Source organism: Rhodococcus sp. ARC_M12, assembly GCF_022810385.1.
Classification (GTDB): Bacteria; Actinomycetota; Actinomycetes; order Mycobacteriales; family Mycobacteriaceae; genus Rhodococcoides; species Rhodococcoides navarretei.
Genome location: NZ_JALGQI010000009.1, coordinates 213,723 through 238,938 on the forward strand (window position 1 = coordinate 213,723; position 25,216 = coordinate 238,938).

At 64.2% G+C, this 25,216-nt stretch carries 26 protein-coding genes and 1 rRNA gene; 9 read left to right on the forward strand and 18 right to left on the reverse strand.

All coding sequences use genetic code 11. The features are described from left to right. Nucleotides 1-9: 9 nt before the first annotated feature. From MTX35_RS13815 to MTX35_RS13845, 7 genes are read right to left on the reverse strand one after another with little or no spacing between them, the layout of a single operon-like run. Nucleotides 10-1,383 (reverse strand): FAD-binding protein, encoded by a 1,374-nt coding sequence (locus MTX35_RS13815; protein WP_243595522.1) that lies wholly within the window; start codon nt 1,381-1,383, stop codon nt 10-12. Then, nucleotides 1,380-2,012: a hydantoin racemase gene (locus MTX35_RS13820; protein ID WP_243595523.1), complete on the reverse strand. Its 633-nt coding sequence runs from the start codon at nt 2,010-2,012 to the stop codon at nt 1,380-1,382. Before MTX35_RS13820 ends, MTX35_RS13815 begins: the two co-directional genes overlap by 4 nt. Before the next feature lie 13 nt (nt 2,013-2,025). Continuing rightward, a complete protein-coding gene (locus MTX35_RS13825) occupies nt 2,026-2,730 on the reverse strand; it encodes an ABC transporter ATP-binding protein (RefSeq protein WP_243595524.1) in 705 nt (234 codons plus the stop codon). Further along, a complete protein-coding gene (locus MTX35_RS13830; protein WP_243595525.1) occupies nt 2,727-3,449 on the reverse strand; it encodes an ABC transporter ATP-binding protein in 723 nt (240 codons plus the stop codon). The genes MTX35_RS13825 and MTX35_RS13830 overlap by 4 nt, the downstream gene beginning before the upstream one ends. Further along, complete coding sequence (locus MTX35_RS13835; protein WP_243595526.1) at nt 3,446-4,489, reverse strand: branched-chain amino acid ABC transporter permease; 1,044 nt, start codon at nt 4,487-4,489, stop codon at nt 3,446-3,448. The genes MTX35_RS13830 and MTX35_RS13835 overlap by 4 nt, the downstream gene beginning before the upstream one ends. Then, nucleotides 4,486-5,475 (reverse strand): branched-chain amino acid ABC transporter permease, encoded by a 990-nt coding sequence (locus tag MTX35_RS13840; protein ID WP_243595527.1) that lies wholly within the window; start codon nt 5,473-5,475, stop codon nt 4,486-4,488. The genes MTX35_RS13835 and MTX35_RS13840 overlap by 4 nt, the downstream gene beginning before the upstream one ends. Continuing rightward, a complete protein-coding gene (locus MTX35_RS13845) occupies nt 5,472-6,692 on the reverse strand; it encodes an ABC transporter substrate-binding protein (protein ID WP_243595528.1) in 1,221 nt (406 codons plus the stop codon). Before MTX35_RS13845 ends, MTX35_RS13840 begins: the two co-directional genes overlap by 4 nt. Nucleotides 6,693-6,903: 211 nt before the next feature. Here MTX35_RS13845 and MTX35_RS13850 point away from each other — a divergent pair, with 211 nt between their 5' ends. Further along, entirely contained in the window at nt 6,904-7,692 is a 789-nt protein-coding gene (locus MTX35_RS13850; protein WP_243595529.1) for an IclR family transcriptional regulator, read from the forward strand. Further along, nucleotides 7,689-8,516: a CoA ester lyase gene (locus MTX35_RS13855; protein ID WP_243595530.1), complete on the forward strand. Its 828-nt coding sequence runs from the start codon at nt 7,689-7,691 to the stop codon at nt 8,514-8,516. Before MTX35_RS13850 ends, MTX35_RS13855 begins: the two co-directional genes overlap by 4 nt. 58 nt (nt 8,517-8,574) lie before the next feature. Here MTX35_RS13855 and MTX35_RS13860 read toward each other — a convergent pair whose 3' ends face one another. After that, nucleotides 8,575-10,002 (reverse strand): MmgE/PrpD family protein, encoded by a 1,428-nt coding sequence (locus tag MTX35_RS13860; RefSeq protein WP_243595531.1) that lies wholly within the window; start codon nt 10,000-10,002, stop codon nt 8,575-8,577. Further along, nucleotides 9,999-10,811, reverse strand: coding sequence for a cyclase family protein (locus MTX35_RS13865; RefSeq protein WP_243595532.1), 813 nt, complete (start codon nt 10,809-10,811; stop codon nt 9,999-10,001). Before MTX35_RS13865 ends, MTX35_RS13860 begins: the two co-directional genes overlap by 4 nt. Before the next feature lie 179 nt (nt 10,812-10,990). Between MTX35_RS13865 and MTX35_RS13870 the strand changes: the two genes are divergently transcribed. After that, the gene (locus MTX35_RS13870; RefSeq protein WP_243595533.1) at nt 10,991-12,358 is read left to right on the forward strand and encodes an MmgE/PrpD family protein; all 1,368 of its coding nucleotides are present in this window, start codon (nt 10,991-10,993) and stop codon (nt 12,356-12,358) included. On the opposite strand, the gene MTX35_RS13875 is transcribed toward MTX35_RS13870, so the two are convergent. The 5 genes from MTX35_RS13875 to MTX35_RS13895 form a co-directional block, all read right to left on the reverse strand. Continuing rightward, entirely contained in the window at nt 12,355-12,864 is a 510-nt protein-coding gene (locus tag MTX35_RS13875) for an LpqN/LpqT family lipoprotein (protein WP_243595534.1), read from the reverse strand. The genes MTX35_RS13870 and MTX35_RS13875 overlap by 4 nt on opposite strands. A 17-nt stretch (nt 12,865-12,881) precedes the next feature. Then, a complete protein-coding gene (locus MTX35_RS13880; RefSeq protein WP_243595535.1) occupies nt 12,882-13,613 on the reverse strand; it encodes a hypothetical protein in 732 nt (243 codons plus the stop codon). A gap of 209 nt (nt 13,614-13,822) precedes the next feature. Then, nucleotides 13,823-14,806 (reverse strand): hypothetical protein, encoded by a 984-nt coding sequence (locus MTX35_RS13885; RefSeq protein ID WP_243595536.1) that lies wholly within the window; start codon nt 14,804-14,806, stop codon nt 13,823-13,825. Then, nucleotides 14,803-15,102, reverse strand: a complete 300-nt coding sequence (locus MTX35_RS13890; protein WP_243595537.1) for a type VII secretion target — start codon at nt 15,100-15,102, stop codon at nt 14,803-14,805. The genes MTX35_RS13885 and MTX35_RS13890 overlap by 4 nt, the downstream gene beginning before the upstream one ends. Nucleotides 15,103-15,193: 91 nt before the next feature. Continuing rightward, complete coding sequence (locus tag MTX35_RS13895) at nt 15,194-16,057, reverse strand: hypothetical protein (protein WP_243595538.1); 864 nt, start codon at nt 16,055-16,057, stop codon at nt 15,194-15,196. A gap of 130 nt (nt 16,058-16,187) precedes the next feature. Here MTX35_RS13895 and MTX35_RS13900 point away from each other — a divergent pair, with 130 nt between their 5' ends. The 3 genes from MTX35_RS13900 to MTX35_RS13910 all read left to right on the forward strand — a co-directional run bounded on the left by MTX35_RS13900 (nt 16,188) and on the right by MTX35_RS13910 (nt 20,089). Next, entirely contained in the window at nt 16,188-17,300 is a 1,113-nt protein-coding gene (locus tag MTX35_RS13900) for a YbfB/YjiJ family MFS transporter (RefSeq protein ID WP_243595539.1), read from the forward strand. Between the two features lie 206 nt (nt 17,301-17,506). Next, nucleotides 17,507-19,258, forward strand: a complete 1,752-nt coding sequence (locus tag MTX35_RS13905; RefSeq protein WP_243595540.1) for a pyruvate dehydrogenase — start codon at nt 17,507-17,509, stop codon at nt 19,256-19,258. A gap of 126 nt (nt 19,259-19,384) precedes the next feature. Beyond that, a complete protein-coding gene (locus tag MTX35_RS13910) occupies nt 19,385-20,089 on the forward strand; it encodes a tellurium resistance protein (RefSeq protein WP_243595541.1) in 705 nt (234 codons plus the stop codon). Here MTX35_RS13910 and MTX35_RS13915 read toward each other — a convergent pair whose 3' ends face one another. Next, nucleotides 20,090-21,157, reverse strand: coding sequence for a DNA polymerase IV (locus tag MTX35_RS13915; protein ID WP_243595542.1), 1,068 nt, complete (start codon nt 21,155-21,157; stop codon nt 20,090-20,092). It lies immediately after the preceding gene. 34 nt (nt 21,158-21,191) lie between these two features. On the opposite strand from MTX35_RS13915, the gene MTX35_RS13920 reads away from it, so the two are divergent. Beyond that, the gene (locus MTX35_RS13920; protein WP_243595543.1) at nt 21,192-21,620 is read left to right on the forward strand and encodes a DoxX family membrane protein; all 429 of its coding nucleotides are present in this window, start codon (nt 21,192-21,194) and stop codon (nt 21,618-21,620) included. On the opposite strand, the gene MTX35_RS13925 is transcribed toward MTX35_RS13920, so the two are convergent. Continuing rightward, nucleotides 21,614-22,606 (reverse strand): isopenicillin N synthase family oxygenase, encoded by a 993-nt coding sequence (locus tag MTX35_RS13925; protein WP_243595544.1) that lies wholly within the window; start codon nt 22,604-22,606, stop codon nt 21,614-21,616. The two genes, MTX35_RS13920 and MTX35_RS13925, sit on opposite strands and share 7 nt — an antisense overlap. Before the next feature lie 88 nt (nt 22,607-22,694). Here MTX35_RS13925 and MTX35_RS13930 point away from each other — a divergent pair, with 88 nt between their 5' ends. Beyond that, nucleotides 22,695-23,363, forward strand: coding sequence for an SIMPL domain-containing protein (locus MTX35_RS13930; RefSeq protein WP_243595545.1), 669 nt, complete (start codon nt 22,695-22,697; stop codon nt 23,361-23,363). Between the two features lie 23 nt (nt 23,364-23,386). Further along, nucleotides 23,387-24,136: a YqjF family protein gene (locus MTX35_RS13935; RefSeq protein ID WP_243595546.1), complete on the forward strand. Its 750-nt coding sequence runs from the start codon at nt 23,387-23,389 to the stop codon at nt 24,134-24,136. On the opposite strand, the gene MTX35_RS13940 is transcribed toward MTX35_RS13935, so the two are convergent. Together MTX35_RS13940 and rrf are read right to left on the reverse strand one after the other, a co-directional pair. After that, complete coding sequence (locus MTX35_RS13940; protein WP_243595547.1) at nt 24,115-24,729, reverse strand: DUF6188 family protein; 615 nt, start codon at nt 24,727-24,729, stop codon at nt 24,115-24,117. The two genes, MTX35_RS13935 and MTX35_RS13940, sit on opposite strands and share 22 nt — an antisense overlap. A gap of 161 nt (nt 24,730-24,890) precedes the next feature. Then, a 5S ribosomal RNA gene (gene rrf / locus MTX35_RS13945) occupies nt 24,891-25,007 on the reverse strand. Between the last annotated feature and the right edge of the window lie 209 nt (nt 25,008-25,216).

Genomic DNA, 25,216 nt, shown 5'->3' on the forward strand with positions numbered 1-25,216 from the left:
TCGATTTTTTCACAAGAGTGCAGTTGTTCGGAGTGAGCTTGCCGCGAGGTAAGCGAGTCCCAGAGCCGGGAGCAATCCGTTGCCTGCTAGATACCCGGCCGCACCGTGGCCGGAGATGCCCATCGCGGCACCGCCCGAGGCGAACAGACCGGTGATGGCGGAACCGTCGGTGCGGAGAACACGTGCGTTCTCGTCCACGACGAGCCCACCCTGGGTGTGGAACAACGCGGGCACGATCTTGATGGCGGCGTACGGCCCGGCCAGCGGGTGCTCGAAAGAGTTGCGGCCGAACGGATCCGACACCTCTCCCTGCGCATAGCTTTCCACAGCGGCGAGTTCTTCCGCCACTGTGGCAGGTGGAAGCCCGGTAGCGGCAGCAAGACTCTCCGCATCGTCGGCCCATATTGCAGCACCCGACTCGACCGTCTGCTGGAAGTCCTTGAACGACAAACACTTGTCGTAGATCTCGCGGTCGATGACAACCCAGCCCTCGGAGCCGGGCCTGGCGGCCAGAGTGGCCGCGTATTCGGAGTAGCCGGTCGTCTCGTCACCGAACCGGTGACCGGTCGAGTCGAGCACGACGCCGCCGTGCATCACCGTCGCCCATCCGACGAGCGTCGTCGCCTGCTTCGACAGTGCCGCGTGCCCCTGGTACGCATCGAGGTATGCCGAGTCGGCACCGAGACGACGTCCGATAGCCAGCGCATCCCCGTTGGAGTGCTCACTGCCGTGATAGCGGGCCGCGGATATCTCCGGCACGTGCTCCGCCACCATCTCCGCGTTGGCACCGTAACCGTTGGTGGCCAACAGAACTGCGCGGGTGGGAACGACATCGACGCTACCGTCGGGCATCGTGATGCTCACCCCGTCGACAGCCCCGGCGGTGTCGACGGACACGTCGGTCAGTCGGGCGGGAGTCAACATGTCGATTCGAGGCTCGTCCGCGACCGCCCGCGCGAGGTGCTCGAGCATCGCGCTGCCGTGGCGGCCTTCGACTGTGTGGCAACGCAATTGCGAGTGGCCCGGGTACGCGAAATCGGTGACGAGCGTGAGCGGCAGCTCGACGTGATCTGCGAGCCATTCCACCAGCGGCGCACTGACATCGGCCAGGGTGGACGCCAGCCGAAGATCGGCACTACCCTTCGTTTTGCGCAAGACATCGTCCAGAAACTGCTGCGGCGAATCCTCGATTCCGGCCTCCCGCTGCCACCGTGAACCGGCACCGGGGATCATGGCCGTGGACATTGCCGTGTTGTTGCCCCGCTTGAAGTGCGTGCTGGCCTCGACCACCAGCACGTCGAGCCCGAGCTCGGCCGCACGCAGAGCAGCAACGAGTCCGCCGCCCGCGCCCGCCACCACCAGGTCGGGGCCGTCCTCGCTCATGCGGTGACCTGCAATTCCGAACGCAGCCCCAGTAACCGCAGCGCCGTAGCCGTCGGATCGACGACCTGTGGTGACGTCGGTGGATCGACGAGATCGACTGCAGAGCAGGCATTGACGGCGATGGTGCACCGGAGTGTGCGCGCGTGTTCCGAGACCGCTCTCCCCCATGCTCCGGCGTCTGCGATGTCGTGCACACCGAGCCCGAGCACCTCGGTGGCCTCGGCGACTATCCCGTAGAACCCGAGTCGGCGGTCCAGTTCTGCGGCGATGGCGTCGTTCCTCGCCAACGCACCGATCCGATGCCCCTGGGAGGCATAGAACGACGCCGTCAGCCGCGTGAGGCCGTAGAGCGGCCGCGCAAACGAATCCGCTTCCTCGGCACAGGGGTCGAGCACGCAGTCGGGCAGGAACCCGTCGGCGTGCGTGTCGCGCACGGAGTGGAAGACCTGCGACAGCACGTCTTCCGACCGTCTGACGTCGAGTTCGGTGTCCAGTGCGCTCGGCGCATCGGGCCCGATGTTGCGGAGCTCGACGGTGATCCCCGCGGGTGAAAGGTGATCGTACCGATCCTGCCGGCGCCGCAGTTCTGCCGCGTCGACGTCGATCGGGGTGAAAGCCAAGAGGTGCATGTGAGGTGGACTCCTAAATGCCGAGGTAGGCAGCTTTGACTCGCTCGTCGTGTGCCAGTTCGGGTCCGGTGCCGGTCAGCACGATCGACCCGCTTTCGATGACGTAGGCCCGATCGGAGATGGCGAGTGCCTGCGCGGCGTTCTGTTCGACGATCAGCACGGTCACACCCGAATCACGGATACGTACGATCGCGTCGAGGACTTGAGCTGCCAGCTTGGGAGCGAGCCCGACGGACGGTTCGTCGAGTGTCAGTACCCGCGGCTTCGACATCATGGCACGCCCGATGGCGAGCATCTGCTGTTGACCGCCGGACATCGTGTCGGCCCGCTGTTCTCGCCGTTCGGCGAGAATCGGGAACAGGGCGTAGACCTGGTCGAGTGATTCCTTCACGCCGCTGCGTTTCTGGGTGTATGCGCCCATCTCCAGGTTGTCGGCCACGGTGAGGCTGCCGAACAACGCCCGATCCTGGGCGACGTGCACCAGCCCGGCTCGCACGATCCGGTCCGCGCGCATCCCATGGATTGCAGTGCCGTCCAACATGATTCTGCCGCCGGACGTGGACACCAGGCCGGACAGCGCACGCAGCGTTGTCGTCTTGCCCGCACCGTTCGCGCCGATCAGGGAGACGATCTCGTGCCGGTCGACCGACAGGGTCAACCCGTGCAGGATCTCGAGCCGACGGTATCCGGCGTGCAGGTTGTCGATTTCGAGCATCATGCAGTCTTCTCCTCTCCGAGGTATGCCTCGACGACGCGGTCGTCGGCAACGACCGTGCGTGGGTCGCCCGAGGTGAGCACTGCACCCTCGTGCATGACCACCAGACGCTCGGACAGGGCCATCACCGCCGCCATGATGTGCTCGACGAACATCACCGTCTGACCGTGCTGATGCACCGTGCGCAGCAGTTCGATCATCGGTGCCCGCTCGGCTGGAACGAGCCCGGCGAGTACCTCGTCGAGGAGTACCACGCGCGGTTCCATGGCCAGTGCGCGCGCGAGTTCGAGTCGTTTGAGGCCTGCCGTCGACATGGTCGAGACCTTGCCGCCGACCTGGTCGGACAGCTGGACACGATCCAGAACTTCGAGGGCATGCCGCCGGGCATCCTTACGCGACTTGCGCTTCGACAATGCGGCGATGGTGACGTTCTCGAGCACCGACATCGAGTCGAAGGGGCGCATCAACTGGAACGTCCGCACCAGCCCGGCGCGCGCGATCTTGCTCGCAGGCCATCCGGTGATGTCCGTTCCGTCGAAGATCACTCGGCCTGCTGTCGGGGGCTGCTCACCCGACAGCAGGGAGAACAGGGTCGTCTTTCCTGCCCCGTTGGGACCGATGATGCCGAGGAATTCGTGCTCGGGTACATCGAGGCTGACCTCGCGCACCGCGTGGATGCCAGAGAAGGACTTGCTCAGGTTCTCGATGGTCAACAAACTCATCGGTTCCACCTCTCACGGATCGTCCCGAAAATTCCCTTGGGCAGGAAGATCACGATCGCGATCAGAATTACCGAGTACGCGGCAACGTCCAATCCGATTGTTCCCTGCAGGAATTCGAGGAAGGCAGGTGGGTTTCTCAGCAGCTGATTGATCAACTCCGACAACGGCCCGATCACGGCCGCACCGATGACCGGCCCCCAGATCGTTCCGATGCCGCCGATGACGGCCGGCACGATCGCTTCGACGGATACAGCCGAACCGAAGGCCTGTTCCGGGCCCACGAAGAAGTAGTACTGCGTGTAGTAGACGCCGGCGACGGCGGTGAGGGCACAGCTCGCAGCCACGGCGATCAACCGATACTTCATCGTGTCGATACCGAGCGAGGCTGCGGCAGTTTCGTCGTCGCGGGTGGCCTGGACGAATTGCCCTGCCCGGGAACGGGTGTAGAAGATGGTGCCGAGAACCGCGAGGGTCAGGATGACCAGCGGGATCCAGACGTAGTTGGGGCTGCCCTTCTCGAACTGCAGCATCCACCACGAATCACGCGGCAGAATGGGCACATTGAAGCCCTCGGTCTTGTTGAACACCTCCAGGTTCTGCACCAGCAGCAGGAACATCTGCGCAAAGGCGAACGTGGCCAATGCGAAGTAGGACCCGGCGAGCCGGTAGCGCAGGCACAGATAGGCGATGAGCGTTCCCACCACGGCCGAGAAAGTCGCCGCGATGATCATCGAGATCCACGGCGATATACCGTGGTCGACCAGCAGATACGCGCCGGTGTACGCACCGATTCCGAAGAAGGCGGCGTGGCCGAAACTGAACATGCCGCCGAAACCACTCATGATGTTCCACGCCACGGCCATCAGCGCGAAGATCAGGGTGCGGACGGCGACCGTCTGCGCCTGCTCACCGAGAATCAGTGGCAATGCCGCCACCACGACGAATCCGATTGCGAGCGTGATCAACTGGCGACGGAGCCAGGTGTCTTTCAGTCGTGGGTCGTCGTGCACCGCGCTGGGTGCAGCAGCTGTCGTTGTCATCGGCGCGCTCCGTACAATCCTTCTGGCTTGAGAAACAGGACGAGAACGAACACCGCGAATACCAGGATCAGCGAGCCTGTTCCGGGGAGGTACAGCGCGCCGACGGTCTGCACCAGGCCGATGACGAGGCCACCGACCATGGCTCCGACGACACTTCCGAGTCCGCCGAGAACCACGATGACGAACGCCAGGATGGTGAATTGCTCTCCGACCGACGGCGTCAGGCTGGTGAACGGCGTCATCAATCCGCCGGCGACCGCGACACAGGCCGCGCCGATACCGAAGGTGAGCGCATAGACCCGCCCGATGTCGACGCCGACCAGTTTGGCTCCCTCGGAATTGGATGCGACTGCGCGAATGGACAATCCGAGTGGCGTCCGCTTCAGCACTGCGGTGAGCGCGACGGCCACCAATGCAGCCCCGATGAACGCGATCACGCGTGGCCACGCCGCGACGGCGCCGAGTACGTCGAGGGAACCGTCGATCGGAGCCTGCACCGATTGCGGTCGTCCACCGAAGATCATCAGCAGCACGTTGATGATCAGCAGTGACAGACCGAGTGTGACCAGGAGCGGCCCGTCGTGGCTGCCACTGACGGTCAGTTTCGTCAGCAGTGTTGCCTGAACGACCATGCCGAACAGGAACATCGCCGGAACCGCCAGCAGTGTCGCGAGATAGACCGGCAGACCGGCGTTGGACAGCGCGTACACGATGTACATCGCCATCGTGAGCATCGCGCCCTGGGCGAAGTTCACGATTCCCAGGACACCGAAGATGAGCGTCAGTCCGACGGAGATCAGTGCGTACACACCACCGAGGAGAAGTCCGGAGACCACCGACTGTGTGACCAGGCCCTGATCTTTGCCGCCGACGAGATAGATCACCGCCATGATGACGACGATCGCTGCTGCGACCGGGATGCCGGGGTTCAGCCCGGAGAGACTCTTCTTTCCCGTTTTCTCCGCAGTCGAGGTAGCGGCCGTCACTGGCCGGCTCCTACGGGGAACTCGATTGCGTCCGTGGCGAATTCCTCGGGGAACACCTGGGCGACTGCTCCGTCGCGAACCTGCATCACGATGACGGTGGCGTTCTTGTTCTGGCCGGTTTCGTCGAACTCGATCGGTCCGCTGAAGGCGAGCAGCGGATCCTCGATCGACACACCGGAGATGGCGTCGCGCAGATCTTCCGGATCACTCGATGCTCCGTCGTTCAGTCCCGCCGCGATGACCTCGACCGCCTGGTAGGACAGCATTGCCGCGGTTTCCATGGGACGCCCGTATTCGGCCTCGAACCGCGAGCGGATGTCCGTGACACGGTCGCTGGTGGCGTCGTAGTGGTAGTTGGCGCTCAGCACGCCGTCGCCTGCGGCCCCTGCGTCACCGGGGAACGAGCTGTCGTCGAACGCGCCGTTGGCAATTCCGTAGACACCCTTGACGTTCAAGTTCAGCTGCTGCACCGCGCGAGCGATGAGCAGTCCGTCCGGGTAGTAGCCGGTGGCGACGATGACGTCGGGGTTGGACACTGCGGCCTCACGCACCTGCGTGGTGGCGTCGGAGAAATTGGTTGCCGGGTAGGTGATTTCCTGTACCGACGAGATTCCCTGGTTCGCAGCCTCAGATTCGAATGCATCGAAGACGCTGTCGCCGAAGGACCCTTCGATGTGCAGGTAGGAGACGCGGTCGATGGGCTGGCCGGTCTGCTCCTCGATCGCGGCGAGGGCCTTGGCACCATCGGTTCCCATGCTGGAAGCATTCGGCTGCATGCGGAAGGAGTACTGGTATCCCTGGTCGAGGATCTTGTCGTCCACCGCCACATCGATCACGAGCGGCACCCGGGATCGCTCGGCGACCGAGGCGACGTTCTGCGTGACATCACTCTGGTACGTGCCGATGAGCGACACCGCGCCCTCGTCGATCAGTCGCTGCGCCTCACTCTGTCCGACCTCTGCTTTGCCCTGACTGTCGCCCGACACCAATTCCAACTGCCGACCGTCCATGGACGAAATGCCGCCTGCTGCATTGATATCGGCCACGGCGAGTGCCGCACCGTCGTTCATCAGCCCGCCCACACCTGCCAGAGCACCGGTGGTGGGGTGAACCGATCCGATCTTGATGGGTCCGGAGTCGTCCGAACCGGTGGAGGAGCCACATGCTGCCGCACCCACGACTGCAACGGCTGTCAGCACACCTACGAGCTTCTTCATTGTCGAATCTGCCTTCCGCGCCCATCGGCGCCGAGTCGAACCACTGGGCGGAACCAACCGTTCCGCTGAGCGCACCATCAGATTGATGATTGATCTCGCTGGATTCGAGTATGGCACGCATCACGGCCTCAGAACAGGCTCTTCCGTCAATTTCTTGTTACGGGTATGGTTCGCCCAGCGGAACGGCCGCGTATCCCGAAAGGTGACACTTATGGTCAACAGGCCTGTACTGGAGACGTCGACGGGCACAGAGTCGGCCGATCGAGTTGCCGATGTGCTCATCGCCTTCGCCCAATCCGATCGAGCGCTCGGCGTGTCCGAGATCGCCCGCACCCTGGACCTGAGCAAGGCTGTGGTGCACCGCATTCTGCAATCGCTCGCATCACGATCGATCGTGCAGCCGGTGGCGGGCGAGTCGACGTATTCACTCGGCCCGGCGGCCATCGGACTCGGCACCAAGGCGTGGAGCCAGCTCGACGTCCGGTCCATCGCGGCTCCGGTACTTCGCGCGCTGCGGGCGAACACACGCGAAACCGCAACGCTCTCGGTGCTTGTCGGCCACCGACGCGTCTATCTCGATCAATACGAGAGCCCTCAGGAGGTGAAGATGGTCGTCGAGATCGGACCTCAGTACGCGTTGCACTCGGGCGCATCGAGCCGAGCGATCCTGGCGTTCCTCCCCGATCGGTTCGCGGAGGAGGCCTTTCAGGAACTCCGCGGCAATTCTCCGGACGCCGACGAGACCCGCTTTCGCGCTCGCCTCGCCGAGATCCGCACCAACGGATACGCAACCTCGACGAACGAGCGAAACACCGGTGCAGCCTCGATCGCTGCGCCGTTCTTCGACGCCGCAGGGCACGTGCTCGGTTCGGTCAGCTCCTCCGGCCCCGCCTTCCGCTACTCATCGTCCGCAGACGACGAACACATCGTTCACGCCGGCCAAGTTGTCGCGGCGGCCCAGTCCATCACCACCATCCTGGAAGCGCGTGCAGCTCGATGACCCCCACCTCCGCCCGGTCGTTCCTCTACGTACCGGCGAACAAGCCCGAATTGTTCGACAAGGCCGCGGGCGGTGCCGCCGACGCTGTGATCATCGACCTGGAGGATGCGGTTCCACTGCCGGAGAAGGACCGGGCGCGTGCCGCCCTCACGCGATGGTTGGCCTCGGAGCCGTCGACCGATACCCAGATCTGGATCCGCGTCACCCCCGAATTCATGATGCAAGACCTCGAGGCCGTCGCCGAGGGCGGAGTCACCGGCATCATGGTGGCGAAGTGTTCGGTCGAGTCACTCACGCGTGCAGACCGATTGCTCACCCAGCACAATCTGGGCGAGGTCGAACTCATCGGCCTCATCGAGACCGCGCACTCGCTGCGCGCCCTGCCGGAAATGGCTCGATGCAACAGAGTACGAACCTTCGGGATCGGTGAGGTCGACCTGCTCGCCGATCTACGGATCACCCGTTCGGCGACCACCGAGCCGATGATCGACGCTGTTCGCCTGAACGTCGTGATCGATTGTGCTGCTGCGGGACTGGCGGCACCTATTGCACCGACGTCCACCGATTTTCGTGACCTGGACGGTTTCGTCGGCACCACAGAACGTTTCGTGCAGATGGGATTCCGAGCCCGGACTGCGTTGCACCCCCGTCAGGTTCCGATCATCAATGCGGCGCTCACGCCGTCGGTGGACGACGTCGATACAGCACGTCGACTGGTACAGCTCTACGCGGATTCGCAGGGCGGACCGACCGTCGACGACAACGGACGGTTCGTCGACGAGGCAGTGGTCCGGGGCGCGCGGGAGATTCTCGGCCGGGCCTGAACTGGTCGAACTTGCAGCTCGGGCACCGCCACACGAGTGACGGTGCCCGAGGACTGTCCTATTGCTGCGTGGTCGATTTCAGATCGGTCAACGGCGCAAGCAGTGCTCCGATGTCGGTCAGGTCTCCGAGTCGATCGCATCGACCGGCAAGTTCCTTCAGCTCGACTTCGGTGAGGAGCGGCCGTGCGTTGCTGGTGAACTTGGTCGACACCTCGTCGAAGGACAGTGGTCGTTCGGGTCCGCCACGCGTGGTCAGTACCTCTTCGACCAGCACAGTCCCGTCGCTCAGTGTTGCGGTCAGCACCGCTGGGAACTGATGCGGGAAGATGGCGTCGCACTTCGGATCCGGTACGACGTCGACCTTGGCCATCAGGGCCCGTCGATCCGCCGACTTCGCCAACTCGTCGGTGTAGTCCTCCAGTGCCGCACCGAGTCCGCCCCCACCCAGCAGGCCGACGACCACGGCGTACGGGCCGCTGAACTGCGCCATGTAACCGGTCTCGGGCGTGCGTTTGACATCGATGGGTTCGCCGATGGTCCGCAGATTCGCCGCGGGCACCCCGAGCTCGAGCTTCTCGATCTGCTCCGGCCGGATTCCCCTCGCCCGCAGAGCTGCTCCCGCGTCGATTGCGGCATGGGTGAAGTGATTGGCGGGGTACGGCTTGAAGAAGATTCCGGGAACGGCCCACTCGGTGCCGAGTCCGTCCAGAATCTCGTTGGCTCGGCCAGGCTCGTGCAGCCAGGCCTGGAAGAAGCCGAACCGTCCTTCGAGGACCGTCGGCGGCCCGGTGATCCCGTGTCGGGCGAGGCCTGCCGCGGACAGTGCGGAGTGCGCCGCCCAACCGCAGTGCATGCGCTTGACGGTGCCACCGGTGCGGTTGGCCTCGATGATGCCCGACGCCATCGACGCAGCAATGCCCATCGTGTCGACGATCTGCTCCTCGGACGCACCGCCGATGACAGCGGCGGCCACGGCGCTTCCCATCGCACCGCAGATGGACGTCGCGTGCTGACCGTGCTCGAAGAACACCGAGTTCTTGGTGGCCGGGTCGAATCCCGCCATACCGATGCGCACGCATACCTCCAGCCCGATTGCGATGCCGCGCACGAGCTCTCGGCCGTCGGCTCCATGCTCCTGAGCGGCTGCGAGAGCTGCGGGCACCACGCTGGCGCTCGGGTGCAGGATCGACGGGAGGTGTGTGTCGTCGAAGTCCAGCGAGTGTGCCAGCACTCCGTTGACGAAAGCGGCCAACGCGGGAGGAAGGGCAATGTCGAGGCCGATCGCGGATGCCGTTGCTGCCCCGCCTTGTTCACGGGCCCATGCGGTCGCGGCCTTGCTCGTCTCCAGGTCGGTGGCCGCAACCGCGATCCCGAGCGTGTCGAGCACCCGCATCCCGACCGAGGTGACAACTGCCTCGGGCAGATCCTGATAGCGGGTGGTCGCGGCAAAATGCGCCAGATGTTGCGCGAGTGTGCGTTCGGTCATGCGGACGTCACCGCCAGCGGCCGGACCGGCGAACCCGTTGCGCCGAAGATGTTCAGCGGAACGAGAACGAACGTGAACTCGAACAGTTCCTGCTGGGAGAGCTCTTCGAGGTCGAGCGCTTCGATGATGTAGATCCCGCTCTCCACCAGCAGAACTCGGTGCGCGGGTAGCAGCGCATGTCCGCCGCCGGGGGCGAGCCGCTCGAACGCGATCGTGTCCGCACCCGCAGCGTGGACACCCTTGTCCGCCAGCCACTGTGCGCCCGCTTCTCCGACCCCGGGAACTCCGGACGGACCACCGACGTAGGGCAGCCCCTCGGCGAACAACTGCCCCCAGCCGCTGCGGATCAACACGACATCGCCTCGTTCGATCTCGATTTTCTCTGCAGCGCAGGCCGATTGCAGATCGTCGACGGTGATCTCGTATCCACCCTCGCAACGACCGACACCGAGGAGTCTCGGGATGTCGAGCAGCACACCACGGCGGATCATGGGTTCGATGGTATGTACGCCGTGTTCGACGTATTTACCGCCCAGGCACGACTGACCGGCATCGGCCCCGCCGTGCAGCTTTCCGTCGTGACTGACGTGGGCCAGCGCGTCGATATGGGTGCCCACATGCGTTCCGGTGGTGATCATGTCGTTCGCGGCGCTGCCGCCATCCGCTCTGGTCACGTCACCGTGTCTACGCGGCAGGGTGTGCCAGAACTGCGGATGATTGGGCGATTGCGGCATGCCGACTCTCAACTGCCTACCGAGATCGACTGCGCGCACGCCCCCCTGGACTGCACGAAGAAGTTGATCGGACATTGCTTCTTCTCCTCGTTAGACGCTGCGCGCGCACCTCGCACCAGCGTAAATATTGTTTCGCTAGCCGGAACACTTATGAACTGCAAGAAGCCATTCCAGCGGTAGGCCGAGCGTAGCAGTCCCCTAGTCGAACGTCTCGATCATTGACCCTTTCTTTTTCTGCCTTCTACAGTCCACGGATGAACGGTTCTTCAGCGTTTCGCTCAACGGAACACACGTCTGCGGTGGACGCCTTGGCCACAGTGATGGTCGAACTCACAGGTGCGCCCCTGCCCGCACCGCTCGACGACCGGATTCGGTTGATTCTGTTCGATCTGCTGGGTGTCACCCTCGCCGGTGCCCGCACCGCCGAGATGGTCGCGGTGCGTCGTGAGTGGGATGCGGAGCCCGGATCGACGTACCCGATAGGCGGAAGCGTCGGCACCACCATCGACACGGCGGCCGAGCTCGACGCCATCGCATCGTGTTGCCTCGAGCTGGACGAGGGCAACAAGTACGCCGCCGGACATCCCGCCGCACATGTGCTTCCAGCGGCGATCGCTGCGGCCAGGCTGGCACCGACGCCGATCCCGGGTTCGACGTTCTTGGCGGCCGTCGTGGCGGGCTACGAGGTTGCTGCCCGATTCGGCTGGGCACTGACCCGCCACAGTTCCTGGCACACCCATGGGCACTGGGGTGCTACCGGTGCTGCCACGGCAGCGGCATTGCTTCGCGGCGCCGATGCGAACGAGGTCGCGGCGGCGATCGACTCGTCGTCTGCGCTGGTTCAAGTGGCACCATGGGCAGTGGTGCTCGACGGAAACTTCTCACGAAACCTGTGGATCGGCGGTGCCGCGCGCGCGGGCGTGAACGCGGCCAGGCTGGCTCGATCAGGGATAGTGCACAACTCGGGGGCTATCGAACACACCCTGGGCGCACTGGTAGGGACGCTGAACACCGCCCGATTGACCGAGGACCTCGGCGACCGTTGGCTCACGTTGGAGGGCTACACGAAGCAACACGCCAGCTGCTCGTACACGCACGCCGCGGTGGACGCCGTACAGAGCCTGCGCGCGAGTGCCGACTGGTCTGCAGAGGACGTCGAACATGTACGGGTACGGACACATTCGCTGGCAGAACCCCTGTTTGGTCGACATCCCTCCAGCAGGCTCGGTGCCATGTTCTCGCTGCCGTTCGTCGTGGCAGCCGCCTTGGTTTCCGACGAGATAGACGTCGATTCTCTGGATCCCCGAGGTGCCGGCTTCTCCGCGGCCGAATCGTTGAGCGACCGTGTCGACGTCACGACATCGACCGAGCTCGACGCGCTGCTACCGGAGCGCCGAGCCGCCGAAGTGACGATCGAATTTCGGGACGGAACCACTCTTTCTGCGACCGCCCCCAATCCGGTGGGCGACATCGACCATTTCCCGATGAATTTCAGTGCGGTGCGCGCCAAGATCGCTCGCTTGGTCGGCAAATCCGATACCGCAGTCATCGAGGACATCGTCGACTCCCTCGGCGATACCGAGGACGTTGCAGCGCTGTTGCGGGCACTACCGAGTCGCTAGCGTCGACCGATACGTACCTCGTCGACGAACTCGTCTGCTGCCCAACCCAATCGGGTCCTGCTCGGGTCGGGCAGAGTGACCGTCAGCTGCACGAGGTACTGATCGACGATGTGGTGGACAACCACGTAGCGGGTCCGCGCGAAGAGCAGATGCCCATCCCACTCGTACCGACCGGCGATCGCGACGGACGGTAGCCCGCGCAGCGATGCTCGATCGCGGCTGACCTCGACCCAACCCGACAACGTCCGTGAATCTCCGAACCCGCACTCCAGCAACGACACCGGGTTCACCGATCGCGTCAATTTCCCCACCAGCGCCAGAGCATTCGGCACGAACCCGTCGACGGCGTTCGCCGGCGAACACAGCACCGCGGTGGCATGCGGGAACAGGTGCTCGGGAACCACGTCCCAGCCCGGCATCGTCGGCAGTTCGAGACCGAATCTGCTGCACTCGTCCAGATGTACCGGAACAAGCTCGACACCCTGCTGCTGCAAGAAGCTCTGCATCGAATGTTCCCGAGTAGTCACTGGACGTCCCGTCGACCCGACATCGATGCCGCTCGGTCTGCTTCGATGCGATCGAGGAACCGGGGCGGGCGAAGCAATTCTCGTGCGTCGTCGTGAGCAAGCTGTTCGCGCGCCCATGGATTGTCGCGACACCATTGCAACAGAGCAAGCAACGAATTGGGCTCGACCTTCTTCTCGCACACCATCAGCGTCAGTTCCTGATCCAATTCACTGTCGGCTTCGCGATACACAACGCGGACGGTGGGGTACAGATGCGGGTGGGGGGCCGCCGGATTCGGATGTGTCTGTGGCTGCAGGCCGACAATCCCGTCCCACGGAACAACCGTGACGTCGCTCGTCACCTTCCATGCCCGACGTCGATAGATCTCCTGCACTATGCCGCCGGGATGCAGTGAAATTCTCGTCCGGTTGACGATGACGAATCCCAGAACGAACCACAGAAGGCCCACCGGGGCTCCGACCAGCGTCGAGATCTCCGCCCTGAACTGGCGACGTCCAGGTTCGTCGTCCCTCCAGTAGAAGTACGAAAAGCCGAGCAGAACCGCGAAGGCGAAGATGAAGCTCCGGATCAGGAAGTCTCCCCGCCCGGGCACGGACAAACCACGTCCCGCCGCAGCCACCTCGATCGGTCGCACGAAACGCGACAGCCGCGCAGACCCTACGCCGGACATCACCACAGACTGTCCGAGTGCCACGATCACCAGAAACGCGAGCCACAACACGCCCATGAGCACATCCGGGGGAAGGGGCTCGAACAGAAGGACGGGGGTCACAAGAATCGCTACGGATGCCCCAGCGAGACCGACGAACGCTATGAGCCACCCGACATGCACACTGCGCCAGGTTCGGACCCACAATGGTTTCTGCTGCCCTACAGGGCTTTTACGCAGCGACCAGACGGCGTGCTTCGAGATGGCGTGGTTGTCTTCGTCTCGGCTCATTTCCACTTCGCCTCGAACAGCTTGGACACGCCGTAATTGACGGCACCTCCGAGAGCAATACCGATCGCCGCGCCGGCCACCGTGCCGGGTCCCGGAACGATCGAACCCGCCACGCTGCCGATGGCACCGAACACCCATGTCGTGGCGGCCCCGGCAGCGATGGGTGCTGCCTCGACGATGACGGCCTTGGTCGGGTCCATCCCGTCGTCGATGTTCTGAGCGAATCCGGGGATCGCTCCGGCCACACCACCGAACGCCCCGAGTCCGCGGCCGATGTTTCTGGCGACGTCGTCCACGGAACCGACACCTGGAAATTCGAGTGCTCTCCTCGTCACGTCGGCCATGCCTCCGATCACTGTCGACGCTATGGTCGTCGGCCAGTCCGGCACCCATGAGAACGATCCATCCGAGTTCTCGACGAACTTCCCGGTAGGGCTGCCGAGCGCAAGCGCGGTCAACAGCTTTGTGGGCTCGGCCAACTGCTGCGCAGCGTCGAGGGCGGCCCGCTCTGCCTGTTTCAGCGCATCTTGGATGTCCTCGGTCAACTGAGCTGCAGCAGAGCGCAGTTCGTCGGCCTGGCGTACTTTCTCTTCGCGCAGGCTGTCCGGTATCAGCGCAATCATCCCGTCGGGGTTGACCGCTCCGTCATGTGCGACGGCAAACCCGCTCGTGGTCGCCGCCGACACCTGCGCCTGCAGATGCGTCTTCGCGGCGTCGACCATTCCTGCTGCGGTCGCGAATGCCGCACCGAGCAAATCGATCTCACCGCACACCGAGCTCATCCGGGAGCATTCGGTCACCACTCGTTCGGCCGCGGCGGCTGCTGCCTCGCCGGTCCACGTCTCGGCCAGCACGTCCTGCTCCTCCAACACCCCGGTGCGCTGGCCGTTGACGCGTTCGACAATCTCGGCCAGTTCGATCATCGTCTTGCGCATCGACTCCGGCTCCCAGCCCGCGACGTGCGGAACCGTCGGAGTCATTTCGGCTCGTCCATCGCAGCGAGGCGGCGGGCGAGTTCGTCGTCGGCGATCTCGTAGTTCTGTGCGACACCACGCGCGATGTCCGCGACGCATTCGGCCCGACCGGCCAGTGCTGCAACAGCTCCCGCTGCCGCTGCAGCCGCCGACGCACATGCCGCATCGAAGTCGGTACCCTGCAACGCATTCTCGGATTCTCGGAACGGGGCGAGGGTATCCAATTCGGCGATCGCCTCCCCTGTTCCCGACAACACATTCGAGAACTGCCGCAGGATCGCTGGATCCACATTCACTGTCATGACGTTCCCCCGAGTCGCACCGTATCGACGCCCGGTGAATCGGGGTCATCGGGTTTGACGCAGCGAGCCCGTGATCGGTTCCGTGCCGAAGCTAGGACCGCGACAGTTCCAGTCGCTCACGAAGCGGTGGTGGCACCAGCAGGTCGGGTGAGTCGTAGCCGGTCACGCGGATCCGGTTGACCGGGCCGTCGGTGCACCACTTCATCAATGCCAGAACGGCATTCGGCTCGGCTGCGAGCAAATGGATGCGAATCGCCATCCGGTCCGGTTGATCCAGCCGGTCGCGGGGACGCTCGATATCGAGCCCAGTCGCTCGGACGTACACCACGGGCTCGGTGAACCCACTCCCCCGCTTCTCTGACGTTCGGTACGTCGAGGCCTCGAACTGCTCCACATCGTCCCAGCGCACGAGGATGTCGTGAGTGCGCGGAAAGAAGAACATGCACGACCGTCTGCGTCTGACAAATCCGTCCGCGAACAAACGCAGTTCGACGCTGCTGCGGAACCCGAGCGTCACCAGCAGCACGACGGCACCACTTCCGGCGATCGGCATGCCAACCGGAGCCAACATCTCGCTCCTGGCCAGAGCGACCCCGATCCCCGTCACAGCGATCGACGCAAGCACGATCAACCAGAGCTTGGCCGTCCGGGGCGGAATGGACATACCGCTCCCGTGTACGTCGTCCTCGATGCGCCGGACGAATCGGACGGGGATCCCCCACCGAATCACGTTGTCGTGGAGCCCGACCCAGGCGCAGATCACCACCGCCAGCAGAACCATCGGACCGGTAGTGTGCCAAGGGTCGTCACCGCGCACTGCGAGCTGGCCACGATGGATCGAAACCGCCACCACTGCCACGGTTGCGATGATTGCCTGCCACAGGCGTCCCAACGTGTTCGGCCAGTACGGGACCCAGGTGGGTCGTTCTGCGTCGGTGTACTTCGTTTCACTCATGCGTCCCCCACAGTCGGTATCAGGTGTTGGACGCACCGGTGGTGCGATCGGTTCCCTGCTGCTCGGTTCGATGAGACAGGGATACAACGCGTACCGTTGGCGCGGCTAACGACTTAGAAGGGCAACCGCAATGAACGGCCGTCGACTATCGTTCGCTGCCGCGGCCGGACTCGCGGCCGCGATGGGCGTCGGGCGATTCGTGTTCACGCCGCTGCTACCGATCATGGTCGACGCGGCGGAGGTGACCCCGAGCAGCGGTGCCGTCATCGCAACCGCGAACTATGCCGGCTACCTCGTCGGCGCGATCGTATTGTCGGTGCGCCCGTCGATCAACACGACGACATCGTTCCGACTGTGGACAGTGGTCCTCGTCGCCAGCGAGTTGGCCATGGCCGCAGTCCATTCCACTGCAGCGTTCTCTGCCCTGAGATTTCTGGCGGGCCTGGCGAGCGCCGCGGTCTTCATCGCCTGCGCGAGCACCGTCACGAAGCATCGCGCCGTCGGCGCCTCACCCGGTATCGCGTTCGGAGGCGTCGGCGCAGGCATCGCGGCGTCGGGAATTCTGACGCTGCTTCTCGGACCGCACCTGTCCTGGGAGGCGCTGTGGGTGTGCTCGGCGCTGCTGACAGTGGTCCTCGTCGCCCCGGCGTGGACGCTGCGGGTGCATGCCGAGCCCGCAACGCGGGCTGCGCCCGGCGACATCGACGGCAGGACCCGAACCGTATGGCGGACATTGCTGTTCGCGTACTTCCTCGAGGGTCTCGGCTACATCGTCGTCGGCACGTTTCTCGTGGCGGCGGTCGGTGGCCACGGCAGCACGTCGGTCGGTCCGGCGGTGTGGATCGTCGTCGGATTTGCCGCGGTACCGGCGACGGTCCTGTGGCAGGCAGTCGCCCGCCGAACCAGCATGCGCAACGCCCTTGTGGCGGCGTTCGCTTTGCAGTCGATCGCAGCAGTGCTCCCCGCCCTGACCGGGAACACCGTCGCCGCCGTGTTCTCGGCTCTGCTGTTCGGCGGAACGTTCATGGGCATCACGATGCTGACGATGAGCACCGCTCAGACACTGCCCATCGGACGCACCGCGGCAACACTGACTGCCGTCTACGGCGTCGGGCAGGTACTCGGCCCACTGATCGTCGCACCCGCCATCGGCGACTCGTATTCGATCGCCTTCGCCATCGCGACCGGGGTACTGGTGCTGGGAACCGTAGCTTCCGTCCGAGTGTTGCGGCTGTCCGCGTAGGGCCACCAGCAAAACCGGTTGGGTGCTGGCAGGAATATCGCCACGTGACGGAGATCGCGCCGGGCCTCCACCTGGGCTTTCCTCTTGCGGTATGGATCGCGCAGCACTTCTATGTTTGATACGCCCTCGGCACAGGGAAGGCGTCCAACCGGCGCACGTGAGGCACATCGATCCGAACGCGCCACTACATCCGAGGAGAATTGCTTATGTCCACCACAGTGGCCGATCAACTCGTTCGAGGACTCGTCGACGCCGGCGTACAACGCATCTACGGCATCGTCGGCGACAGTCTCAATCCAGTGGTCGACGCGGTCCGTCGAACCGGTGGATCGGCCAAGGGCGGCATCGACTGGATTCATGTCCGCCACGAGGAAGCTGCGGCGTTCGCCGCATCCGCCGACGCGCAGACCACCGGCACGCTGGCCGTCTGCGCGGGTTCGTGCGGACCCGGCAACCTGCATCTCATCAACGGCCTGTACGACGCACACCGTTCCGGCGCACCGGTTCTGGCGATCGCCTCGCACATTCCCAGCAGCGAGATCGGTTCGGGATACTTCCAGGAGACGCACCCCGACCGCCTCTTCGGTGAGTGCTCGCTCTACAACGAATTCGTCTCCACCGCAGAGCAGGCACCTCGGGTGTTCCGCGCAGCGATCAATGCGTCCATCACCGGCGGTGGCGTGTCGGTCCTGACGCTCCCCGGCGACATCGCCGAGCTGTCGGCTGCCGGAACGATGGATCCGATCGCCATTCCCGCCGCACCGGTGGTCACCCCTCCCACGGCGGACATCCAAAAGCTGGCCGACGCCATCAACAGTGCAGAGAAGGTCGCCATCTTCGCCGGCTACGGCGTCAAGGGCGCTCACGACGAGGTGGTCGCGTTCGCCGACACCATCGGCGCTCCCGTCGGACATTCGTTGCGCGGCAAGGAATTCATTCAGTACGACAACCCGTACGACGTCGGCATGACGGGGTTGCTGGGATACGGCGCGGCACACGCGGGAATCCACGACGCAGATCTCCTCATCCTGCTGGGCACCGACTTTCCCTATCAGCAGTTCCTTCCCGAGAACGTCACCACCGCGCAGATCGACATAGATCCCACGAAACTGGGGCGTCGGACTTCGGTGCAGTACCCGATCCACGGGGATGTTCTCGCCACGCTGAATGCGTTGCAACCGTTGGTCGATCGCAAGACCGACCGCCGCTACGTCGAGAAGTGGGTCGACAAGCACAACGATCTGATGGGCAAGACCGTCGGCGCGTACACCCGCAACGCCGAGAAGCTGGTCCCCATCCATCCCGAGTACGCGGCGTCGGTGCTCGATGACCTCGCTGCCGACGACGCCGTCTTCACCACCGATACCGGCATGTGCAACGTGTGGACCGCGCGCTACATCAACCCCACCGGCAGAAGGGCTTTCGTCGCGTCGATGCTGCACGGTTCGATGGCCAACGCCCTGCCGCACGCGATCGGCGCACAGTTCGCCAATCCTGGCCGCCAGGTCGTCTCGATCTCCGGCGACGGCGGTTTCTCGATGCTGCTCTCGGAGCTGCTGACCGTCGCGATGTACAAGCTGCCCGTCAAGATCGTGCTGTTCGACAATTCGACGCTGGGCATGGTCAAGGCCGAGATGCTGGTCGACGGCCTGCCGGACTTCGGTGTCGACGTGCCCCAGGTCGATTACACCGGCATCGCTGCCGCAGCGGGTATCCACGCGCAACGCGTCGAGCAGCCCGAGGACATCCGCGGCGCGCTCGAGACCGCGTTCGCTGTCGGTGGTCCCGCGCTGGTGCAACTGATCACCGATCCGCTCGCGCTCTCGGTCCCGCCGACCATCACCGGGGAACAGATCAAGGGGTTCGCACTTGCGATGAGCAAGGTTGTGCTGAACGGCGGTGTCGGCGAGGCGGTTCGGATGGCCAAGTCGAATCTGCGCAACGTGCCGAGGCCGTAGACGACGTTGTCGAGCGCCCTGTGCGTCGGTGCGGGCATCGAGTACATCGGACGGGCAGTTATTGTCGACACACCGCCCAAACCGGACATCGCGATCCGGTCACCGACCATTTCGGAAGGTTCCACCATGGCCATCGACTACACCCGCAAGCCCTCGACCGGGCAGAACGCAGCGCAGCAACCCGGAGCACCCGTCAGCCTGAGCAAGGTGACGCTGTCCAAGGCGTCACCGACGATCAGCCTCACCAAGTCCGGCGAGAAGCAGGGTTCGATGCGGGTGAACCTCAACTGGTCGACCGGCGCGCCCGCGGCACAGCCGAAGAAGAAGGGCTTTCTCGCCAAGCTGGCAGCCGCGTCGTACGGCTCCGGCGGCGTCGATCTCGACCTCGGGTGCCTCTACGAGCTGCGTGACGGTTCCAAGGGCGTCGTACAGGCGCTCGGTAACAGCTTCGGCTCGCTGCAGGACGCCCCGTTCATCGCCCTCGACGGTGACGACCGTTCCGGCTCGGTCAGTGGCGGCGAGAACATGCACATCAACCTCGCCCACCCCGAGAAGTTCGCTCGGATTCTGATTTTCGCGATGATCTACGACGGCGCACCGAACTGGGCCGCAGTGGACGGGGTGGTGACGCTGTACCCCACCAGCGGACCGCAGGTCGAGGTACGTCTCGACTCGGCCGAGAACTCCGCGCGAATCTGCTCGATCGCTCTGTTGGAGAACACTTCTGCGGGGATCACCGTCACCCGCGAGGTCGAATACATCCAGGGCAGTCAGGCAGACCTGGACAAGAAGTACGGCTGGGGCCTGCGCTGGGCGGCGGGCCGCAAGTAGTCAGAGGGGTTGCGGCGGAGTCATTTCCAGCCGAACGCCGATGAGACGGACCTCCCGGCTGTGGTCGAGGCGATCGACGAGTGCCACCGCAGCCGAGGTCAGAATCTCAGGGTCGAAGGTAGGCGCACCGACGATCGGTGCGCTGACGGTATGCGTCTCGAACGGCGCGTAGCGGATCTTCAGTGCCGCCCGAACGGCCGGCCGGTTCTCGGCCTCGATGTCGGCCAACACCTTCGACGTCAGACCGGCCACCTCGTCTCGGATGACCGCCCAATCTGCGACGTTGGTCTGAAACGTGACCTCACGGCTGTGTGACCGTGCAACCCACGGCTCGGACGTCACCGGTGCGAGGTCGATGCCTCGACCTTTCGTACCGAGCCACGGACCGATCTTCGGTCCGAACGCGGCGGCGAGGTCCGCGTCCTCGGCATCGGCCAGCTCTCGGACTGTCGAGATGCCGAGGGCCGCCAGCCTCTTCGAGATCTTCTTGCCGATCCCCCACAGCGCGTCCGTACCGCGATCGCCCATCACCTCGAACCAATTGTCCTGAGTCAGGCGATAGATACCCTGCGGTTTGTCGAAGTCGGTGGCGATCTTGGCTCGTAATTTGTTGTCTCCGATGCCGACCGAGCAATGCAGCCCCGTCGCGTCGAACACGGCGTCGTGCACCGTCTGTGCGAAGCGCTCCGGATCATCGGTCTCCACACCGAGAAACGCCTCATCCCAGCCGATCACCTCGACCACGACGCCCAACTTCCGCAGAGTGTCCATGACCATGGTCGACGCCTCGTCGTACGCCGGCTTGTCCACGGGGAGGAAGACCGCGTCGGGGATCTTCTTCGCGGCGATGCGCAGCGGCATTCCGGATCCGACGCCCTTCGCCCGCGCCTCGTACGATGCCGTCGACACCACCCCACGCTCGGTCGGGTCTCCCCTGCCGCCGACCACCACTGCTTTCCCCATCAGCTCGGGGTTGCGCAGCACTTCCACGGCCGCGATGAACTGATCGAGGTCCACGTGCAGTACCCATCGGCGACGAGCGAAGTCGGTCGAAGCGCTCCCGGTCATGGTGTTCAGTGTGCCCGTGGTGTCTCGTGACGCCATGACGAAATCGATTTCTCGCACCATCGGACGAGTAGTACTGGGAGCGTTCCTCGTCTTCGCGGGCCTCAGCCACCTCTTCTGGGCGCGCGAGACGTTCGCAGCGCAGGTTCCCGAGTGGGTGCCGCTGAGCACCGACTTCGTCGTACTGGCATCGGGCGTCGTGGAAATCGTGCTCGGCCTGGCGCTGCTGTTCTGGACTGCTCGCGCACCGCTCGTGGGTTGGGTGGTCGCCGCGTTCTTCGTTGCGGTCTTCCCAGGCAACATCTCGCAGTTCGTCACCCACACCGATGCGTTCGGCCTCGACTCCGATACGGCACGAGGAATCCGATTGCTGTTCCAGCCACTGCTGATCGTCTGGGCGCTGTGGTGCACCGGGGCGTGGGCCCAGTGGCGCGCATCCCGTCAGGAGCGCAACCGACGTCAGTAGGCGGACTGCTGTCCGGCCGGAACGATGCTGTGGTGCAACTGCGCCACGTCGGGATGCGCACGTGTGCGGGACTTCCACGCGTTCTCGCCGTAAGTGCTGTAGATGGGGTTGTCGGGATCGATCTCCACGCCGCGTGAGAACTGCGCCAACTCGGGTGGCAATTCGATGACCGGTACGACGGCGTCGAGCGCGGGGCTCAGGAAATGCGGTATCGATATACGGTCTGTGCCCGGCCCTGGTGCGACCACCCGATGCCGCGTCGCCCGCAGGTAGCCACCGGTGGCCACTTCCAACAGTTCACCGATATTGACGATGAATGCCCCGTCCAGCGGTGGTACATCGATCCACGTGTCCGGCGTCGTCTCCACCTGCAGCCCGGCAGAGTCCGGTTCGACGAGAAGCATGGTCAGCACCCCGGAATCCTTGTGCGCGCCGACGCCCTGCGAGTGATCGGGGGTACCCGGGTAACGCACGACCTTCATGAGCGTCGCCGGCGCGGTGGCGAAAGCATCGTCGAACACGTTCTCGGGCGCACCCAGTGACTGCGCCCAGTGCCGGAGCAACCGGAGCCCGAGACTCGACACGGACTGCTCCCACTGCTCGAACGTCTCTTTGAATCCGGACGGTTGGGACGGCCACAGGTTGGGCCCCTGCAGGTTCCAGTACCCGACGGCCCCGTCGATGGCCGGTCGTTCGGGACCGATGTCGATCTGCTCTCGCCAATCGACCCGGCCGTTGGTCAGCTCCCCGCCCACCCGCGAATAGCCGCGGAAGTGTGGGCTCTTCAGCTGACTGATCTCGTCCTTGACACTGTCCGGCACGGCGAAGAACTCACGCGCGAGGCGCAGCACCTCGTGCATTCGTTCGGTCTCGATCCCGTGTCCGACGAGATAGAAGAAGCCGGACCGGTGGGCGGCCTCGCGCAGTGATCGCTGGAACGCTTGCGGATCGTGATCGGCAGAAGCGAAGTCGAGAACTGGAAGCATGTTCGCGATTGTCCTCCCCACCTGACGCGTCGGCCAGCAGTGTCGATGTCCTGTGAAGCAGCAGTGCCCGGATGCCACACTGAATGCCATGAGCCCTGAAGCACTCGACATCACCGTCGTCGGTCACGGCGCAGCCACCTACCCACCCGAACAGTGCACACTCTCGTTGACCGTTCGCACCGACGGGCGTACTGCGGAATCCGCGTCGGAGCCCGCCCAGCAACTCGTCCGGGAGCTCACGAGACTGGTCGAGCCGCTCTACAACAGCGACGGCGGCCCCATCGATCGGTGGTCGGTGGACCAGGTCCGCCACTCTCGTCACCGTCCGTTCAATCACGAGGGCGAGCAACTGCCGTACGTGTATCAAGCCGAGGCGTCCGTGGAGGTGCAGTTCAGCCAACTCGATCTGGTCGATGCGTTCGTCTACGCCGCCTCTGCACTCGAAGGAGTGGCGATCGACCACTTCGACTGGGACCTCACCGAATCCAGCAGGATTGCGCACACCCTCGCAGTCCGAGAACTGGCCGTGCGCGATGCCGTCTCCAAAGCCGAGGCCTACGCGTCGAGCCTGGGCCGGACGGGCGTGCAGGCTGTCGCTGTAGCCGACCCGGGCCTGCTGACGGGCGTCGCGGAACAGGGCGGACCCGACTCCTCGAACCGTATGTTCGCAGCGACATCGGCACCCGTCGGGTTTGCACTCAAGCCGGAGAACATCACGATCTCCGCCAGCGTGCACGCCCGATTCACCGCCTCCTGACGCGTCACGCCTACGCTCGAACAATGAATCGAGACGATGCCCGACGCCTCTGGCCGCGGCCACCGCTGCTACCTCGTCCGATCGTGATGGATCAGCGATGGGAACGGCTGGTATTTCTGCATTGGCGGGTTCCGAGTTCGGCTGTCGCCCCACTGTTGCCCCGAGGGTGCACTCCCGACGAGTTCGACGGCTCGTCGTGGGTCGGTCTGATCGGCTTCCACATGGTCGGTGCCGGGCTCGGATATCGGCACCCGGTTCCGTACTTCGGCACGTTCGGCGAGATCAACGTTCGCTTGTATTCCATCGACGAAGAGGGGCGACGCGGCGTCGTGTTCCGATCGCTGGAAGCGACCAGGCTCGCAGTCGTGCTGGGCACCAATGCCGCTCGCATTCCGTATCGGTGGTCATCGATCGACATCGACGACGACGGAAGAGCGATCGGCTACCGTAGCCGACGACTCGCACCACCACATCGAGGCGCAACCACGGACTTCGGCGTCGTCAGAGGGTCGCGAGATATGTCCGAGGACCCGCTGGCAGTGTTCCTCACCGCGCGTTGGGGATTGCACACCTCACTGGCCGGACGCTTGTTGTACGTTCCGAACGTGCATCGACACTGGCCACTGGTCGACGCGGATCTCACACATTGTTCGGACGAACTCGTTGCTGCAGCCGGCTTGCCCGAGGTCAGTACCCGACCGCCGGATTCCGTGCTGTTCTCCCCTGGCGTCGAAACCCAGTTCGGTAGGCCCTATCTCGTGCGCGGTCGATAGAAGATCACGTGCCCGGAGGACAGTTCGACGACCCAATCTCCCGGTGTCGAACTGTCGGACTCCGAGCTCGACGTCACGCTCTCCCGCAACACGAGGTACCCGGCATCGAGGGGGAGGTCGAACAACAGCTTCGTACCGTCCGAGAACTCGACTGCAGGGTCGTCGCCTGTCGAGAGCCGAACCACGGTCGCGCCGATCGATGGAATACCTTCGACGGTCGGAGCTTCCGCTTTCGGGTGCGCGGGTGCGGGCCACGATTCGACGGACCCTTCCGGTCCACACAACACGATCGATCCATCCGCGTCGCTGTACTCCCATGATTCGACTTCGTCTCGTGGAGTGGCCACCACTGTGTGCCGTCCCTCGAAAGTTAGACGGAGAACACCGGATTCGTCGTACTCTGCGTCTTCGCACACCAGTCCGTGCAGTGCCGCGAACGCACGTAAGCCCTCGAACTGATTGTCCTCGTCGACGGTCAGGTCGTCTACCGTCACTTCACTGAACGCAATGGTGGCACCACTGTCGAACTCGATGGTCAGATCGAAATCGAGCAGAATTCTGCTGAGGCGCTGTTGGCCGACGGCGAGTTTCATCGACATCGACTGTGCCACAGAATTTCGTGGGAGCCCCGAAGACCGGCCGGGGAATCGATGCGCTGCCCGCCTCGCTGTTCGCGTATGTGTGTGATCCGGGGGGTGGTTTCGAAATGCGGAATGCCCCCGACCGTGAGGTCGGGGGCATTCCGTTGAATTGTGTTCGGCGGTGTCCTACTCTCCCACACCCTGTCGAGTGCAGTACCATCGGCGCTGGAGGGCTTAGCTTCCGGGTTCGGAATGGGACCGGGCGTTTCCCCTCCGCTATGGCCGCCGTAACTCTGCGAAACAGTGTCACGAGCGGTCTCAGTCGGAGAACACATCCCCCGCATGTACTGCCAGGGGTCGTGTTTCGTCATAGACCTGTATTCGATTGTGCTTGCTGAATCAACTCGTGTGTTGTTTCAGATATTGCACAGTGGACGCGTAGCTTCTTTGTGGTAAGTCCTCGGCCTATTAGTACCAGTCACCTGCATCGGTTACCCGA

Excerpts from the sequence above, each read along its gene's own strand:
- MTX35_RS13815 (WP_243595522.1), bottom strand. The coding sequence starts at position 1,383 with ATGAGCGAGGACGGCCCCGACCTGGTGGTGGCGGGCGCGGGCGGCGGA.
- MTX35_RS13820 (WP_243595523.1), bottom strand. The coding sequence starts at position 2,012 with ATGCACCTCTTGGCTTTCACCCCGATCGACGTCGACGCGGCAGAACTG.
- MTX35_RS13825 (WP_243595524.1), bottom strand. The coding sequence starts at position 2,730 with ATGATGCTCGAAATCGACAACCTGCACGCCGGATACCGTCGGCTCGAG.
- MTX35_RS13830 (WP_243595525.1), bottom strand. The coding sequence starts at position 3,449 with ATGAGTTTGTTGACCATCGAGAACCTGAGCAAGTCCTTCTCTGGCATC.
- MTX35_RS13835 (WP_243595526.1), bottom strand. The coding sequence starts at position 4,489 with ATGACAACGACAGCTGCTGCACCCAGCGCGGTGCACGACGACCCACGA.
- MTX35_RS13845 (WP_243595528.1), bottom strand. The coding sequence starts at position 6,692 with ATGAAGAAGCTCGTAGGTGTGCTGACAGCCGTTGCAGTCGTGGGTGCG.
- MTX35_RS13850 (WP_243595529.1), top strand. The coding sequence starts at position 6,904 with ATGGTCAACAGGCCTGTACTGGAGACGTCGACGGGCACAGAGTCGGCC.
- MTX35_RS13855 (WP_243595530.1), top strand. The coding sequence starts at position 7,689 with ATGACCCCCACCTCCGCCCGGTCGTTCCTCTACGTACCGGCGAACAAG.
- MTX35_RS13860 (WP_243595531.1), bottom strand. The coding sequence starts at position 10,002 with ATGACCGAACGCACACTCGCGCAACATCTGGCGCATTTTGCCGCGACC.
- MTX35_RS13865 (WP_243595532.1), bottom strand. The coding sequence starts at position 10,811 with ATGTCCGATCAACTTCTTCGTGCAGTCCAGGGGGGCGTGCGCGCAGTC.
- MTX35_RS13870 (WP_243595533.1), top strand. The coding sequence starts at position 10,991 with ATGAACGGTTCTTCAGCGTTTCGCTCAACGGAACACACGTCTGCGGTG.
- MTX35_RS13875 (WP_243595534.1), bottom strand. The coding sequence starts at position 12,864 with ATGCAGAGCTTCTTGCAGCAGCAGGGTGTCGAGCTTGTTCCGGTACAT.
- MTX35_RS13880 (WP_243595535.1), bottom strand. The coding sequence starts at position 13,613 with ATGGGCGTGTTGTGGCTCGCGTTTCTGGTGATCGTGGCACTCGGACAG.
- MTX35_RS13885 (WP_243595536.1), bottom strand. The coding sequence starts at position 14,806 with ATGACTCCGACGGTTCCGCACGTCGCGGGCTGGGAGCCGGAGTCGATG.
- MTX35_RS13890 (WP_243595537.1), bottom strand. The coding sequence starts at position 15,102 with ATGACAGTGAATGTGGATCCAGCGATCCTGCGGCAGTTCTCGAATGTG.
- MTX35_RS13895 (WP_243595538.1), bottom strand. The coding sequence starts at position 16,057 with ATGAGTGAAACGAAGTACACCGACGCAGAACGACCCACCTGGGTCCCG.
- MTX35_RS13900 (WP_243595539.1), top strand. The coding sequence starts at position 16,188 with ATGAACGGCCGTCGACTATCGTTCGCTGCCGCGGCCGGACTCGCGGCC.
- MTX35_RS13905 (WP_243595540.1), top strand. The coding sequence starts at position 17,507 with ATGTCCACCACAGTGGCCGATCAACTCGTTCGAGGACTCGTCGACGCC.
- MTX35_RS13910 (WP_243595541.1), top strand. The coding sequence starts at position 19,385 with ATGGCCATCGACTACACCCGCAAGCCCTCGACCGGGCAGAACGCAGCG.
- MTX35_RS13915 (WP_243595542.1), bottom strand. The coding sequence starts at position 21,157 with ATGACCGGGAGCGCTTCGACCGACTTCGCTCGTCGCCGATGGGTACTG.
- MTX35_RS13920 (WP_243595543.1), top strand. The coding sequence starts at position 21,192 with ATGACGAAATCGATTTCTCGCACCATCGGACGAGTAGTACTGGGAGCG.
- MTX35_RS13925 (WP_243595544.1), bottom strand. The coding sequence starts at position 22,606 with ATGCTTCCAGTTCTCGACTTCGCTTCTGCCGATCACGATCCGCAAGCG.
- MTX35_RS13930 (WP_243595545.1), top strand. The coding sequence starts at position 22,695 with ATGAGCCCTGAAGCACTCGACATCACCGTCGTCGGTCACGGCGCAGCC.
- MTX35_RS13935 (WP_243595546.1), top strand. The coding sequence starts at position 23,387 with ATGAATCGAGACGATGCCCGACGCCTCTGGCCGCGGCCACCGCTGCTA.
- MTX35_RS13940 (WP_243595547.1), bottom strand. The coding sequence starts at position 24,729 with ATGAAACTCGCCGTCGGCCAACAGCGCCTCAGCAGAATTCTGCTCGAT.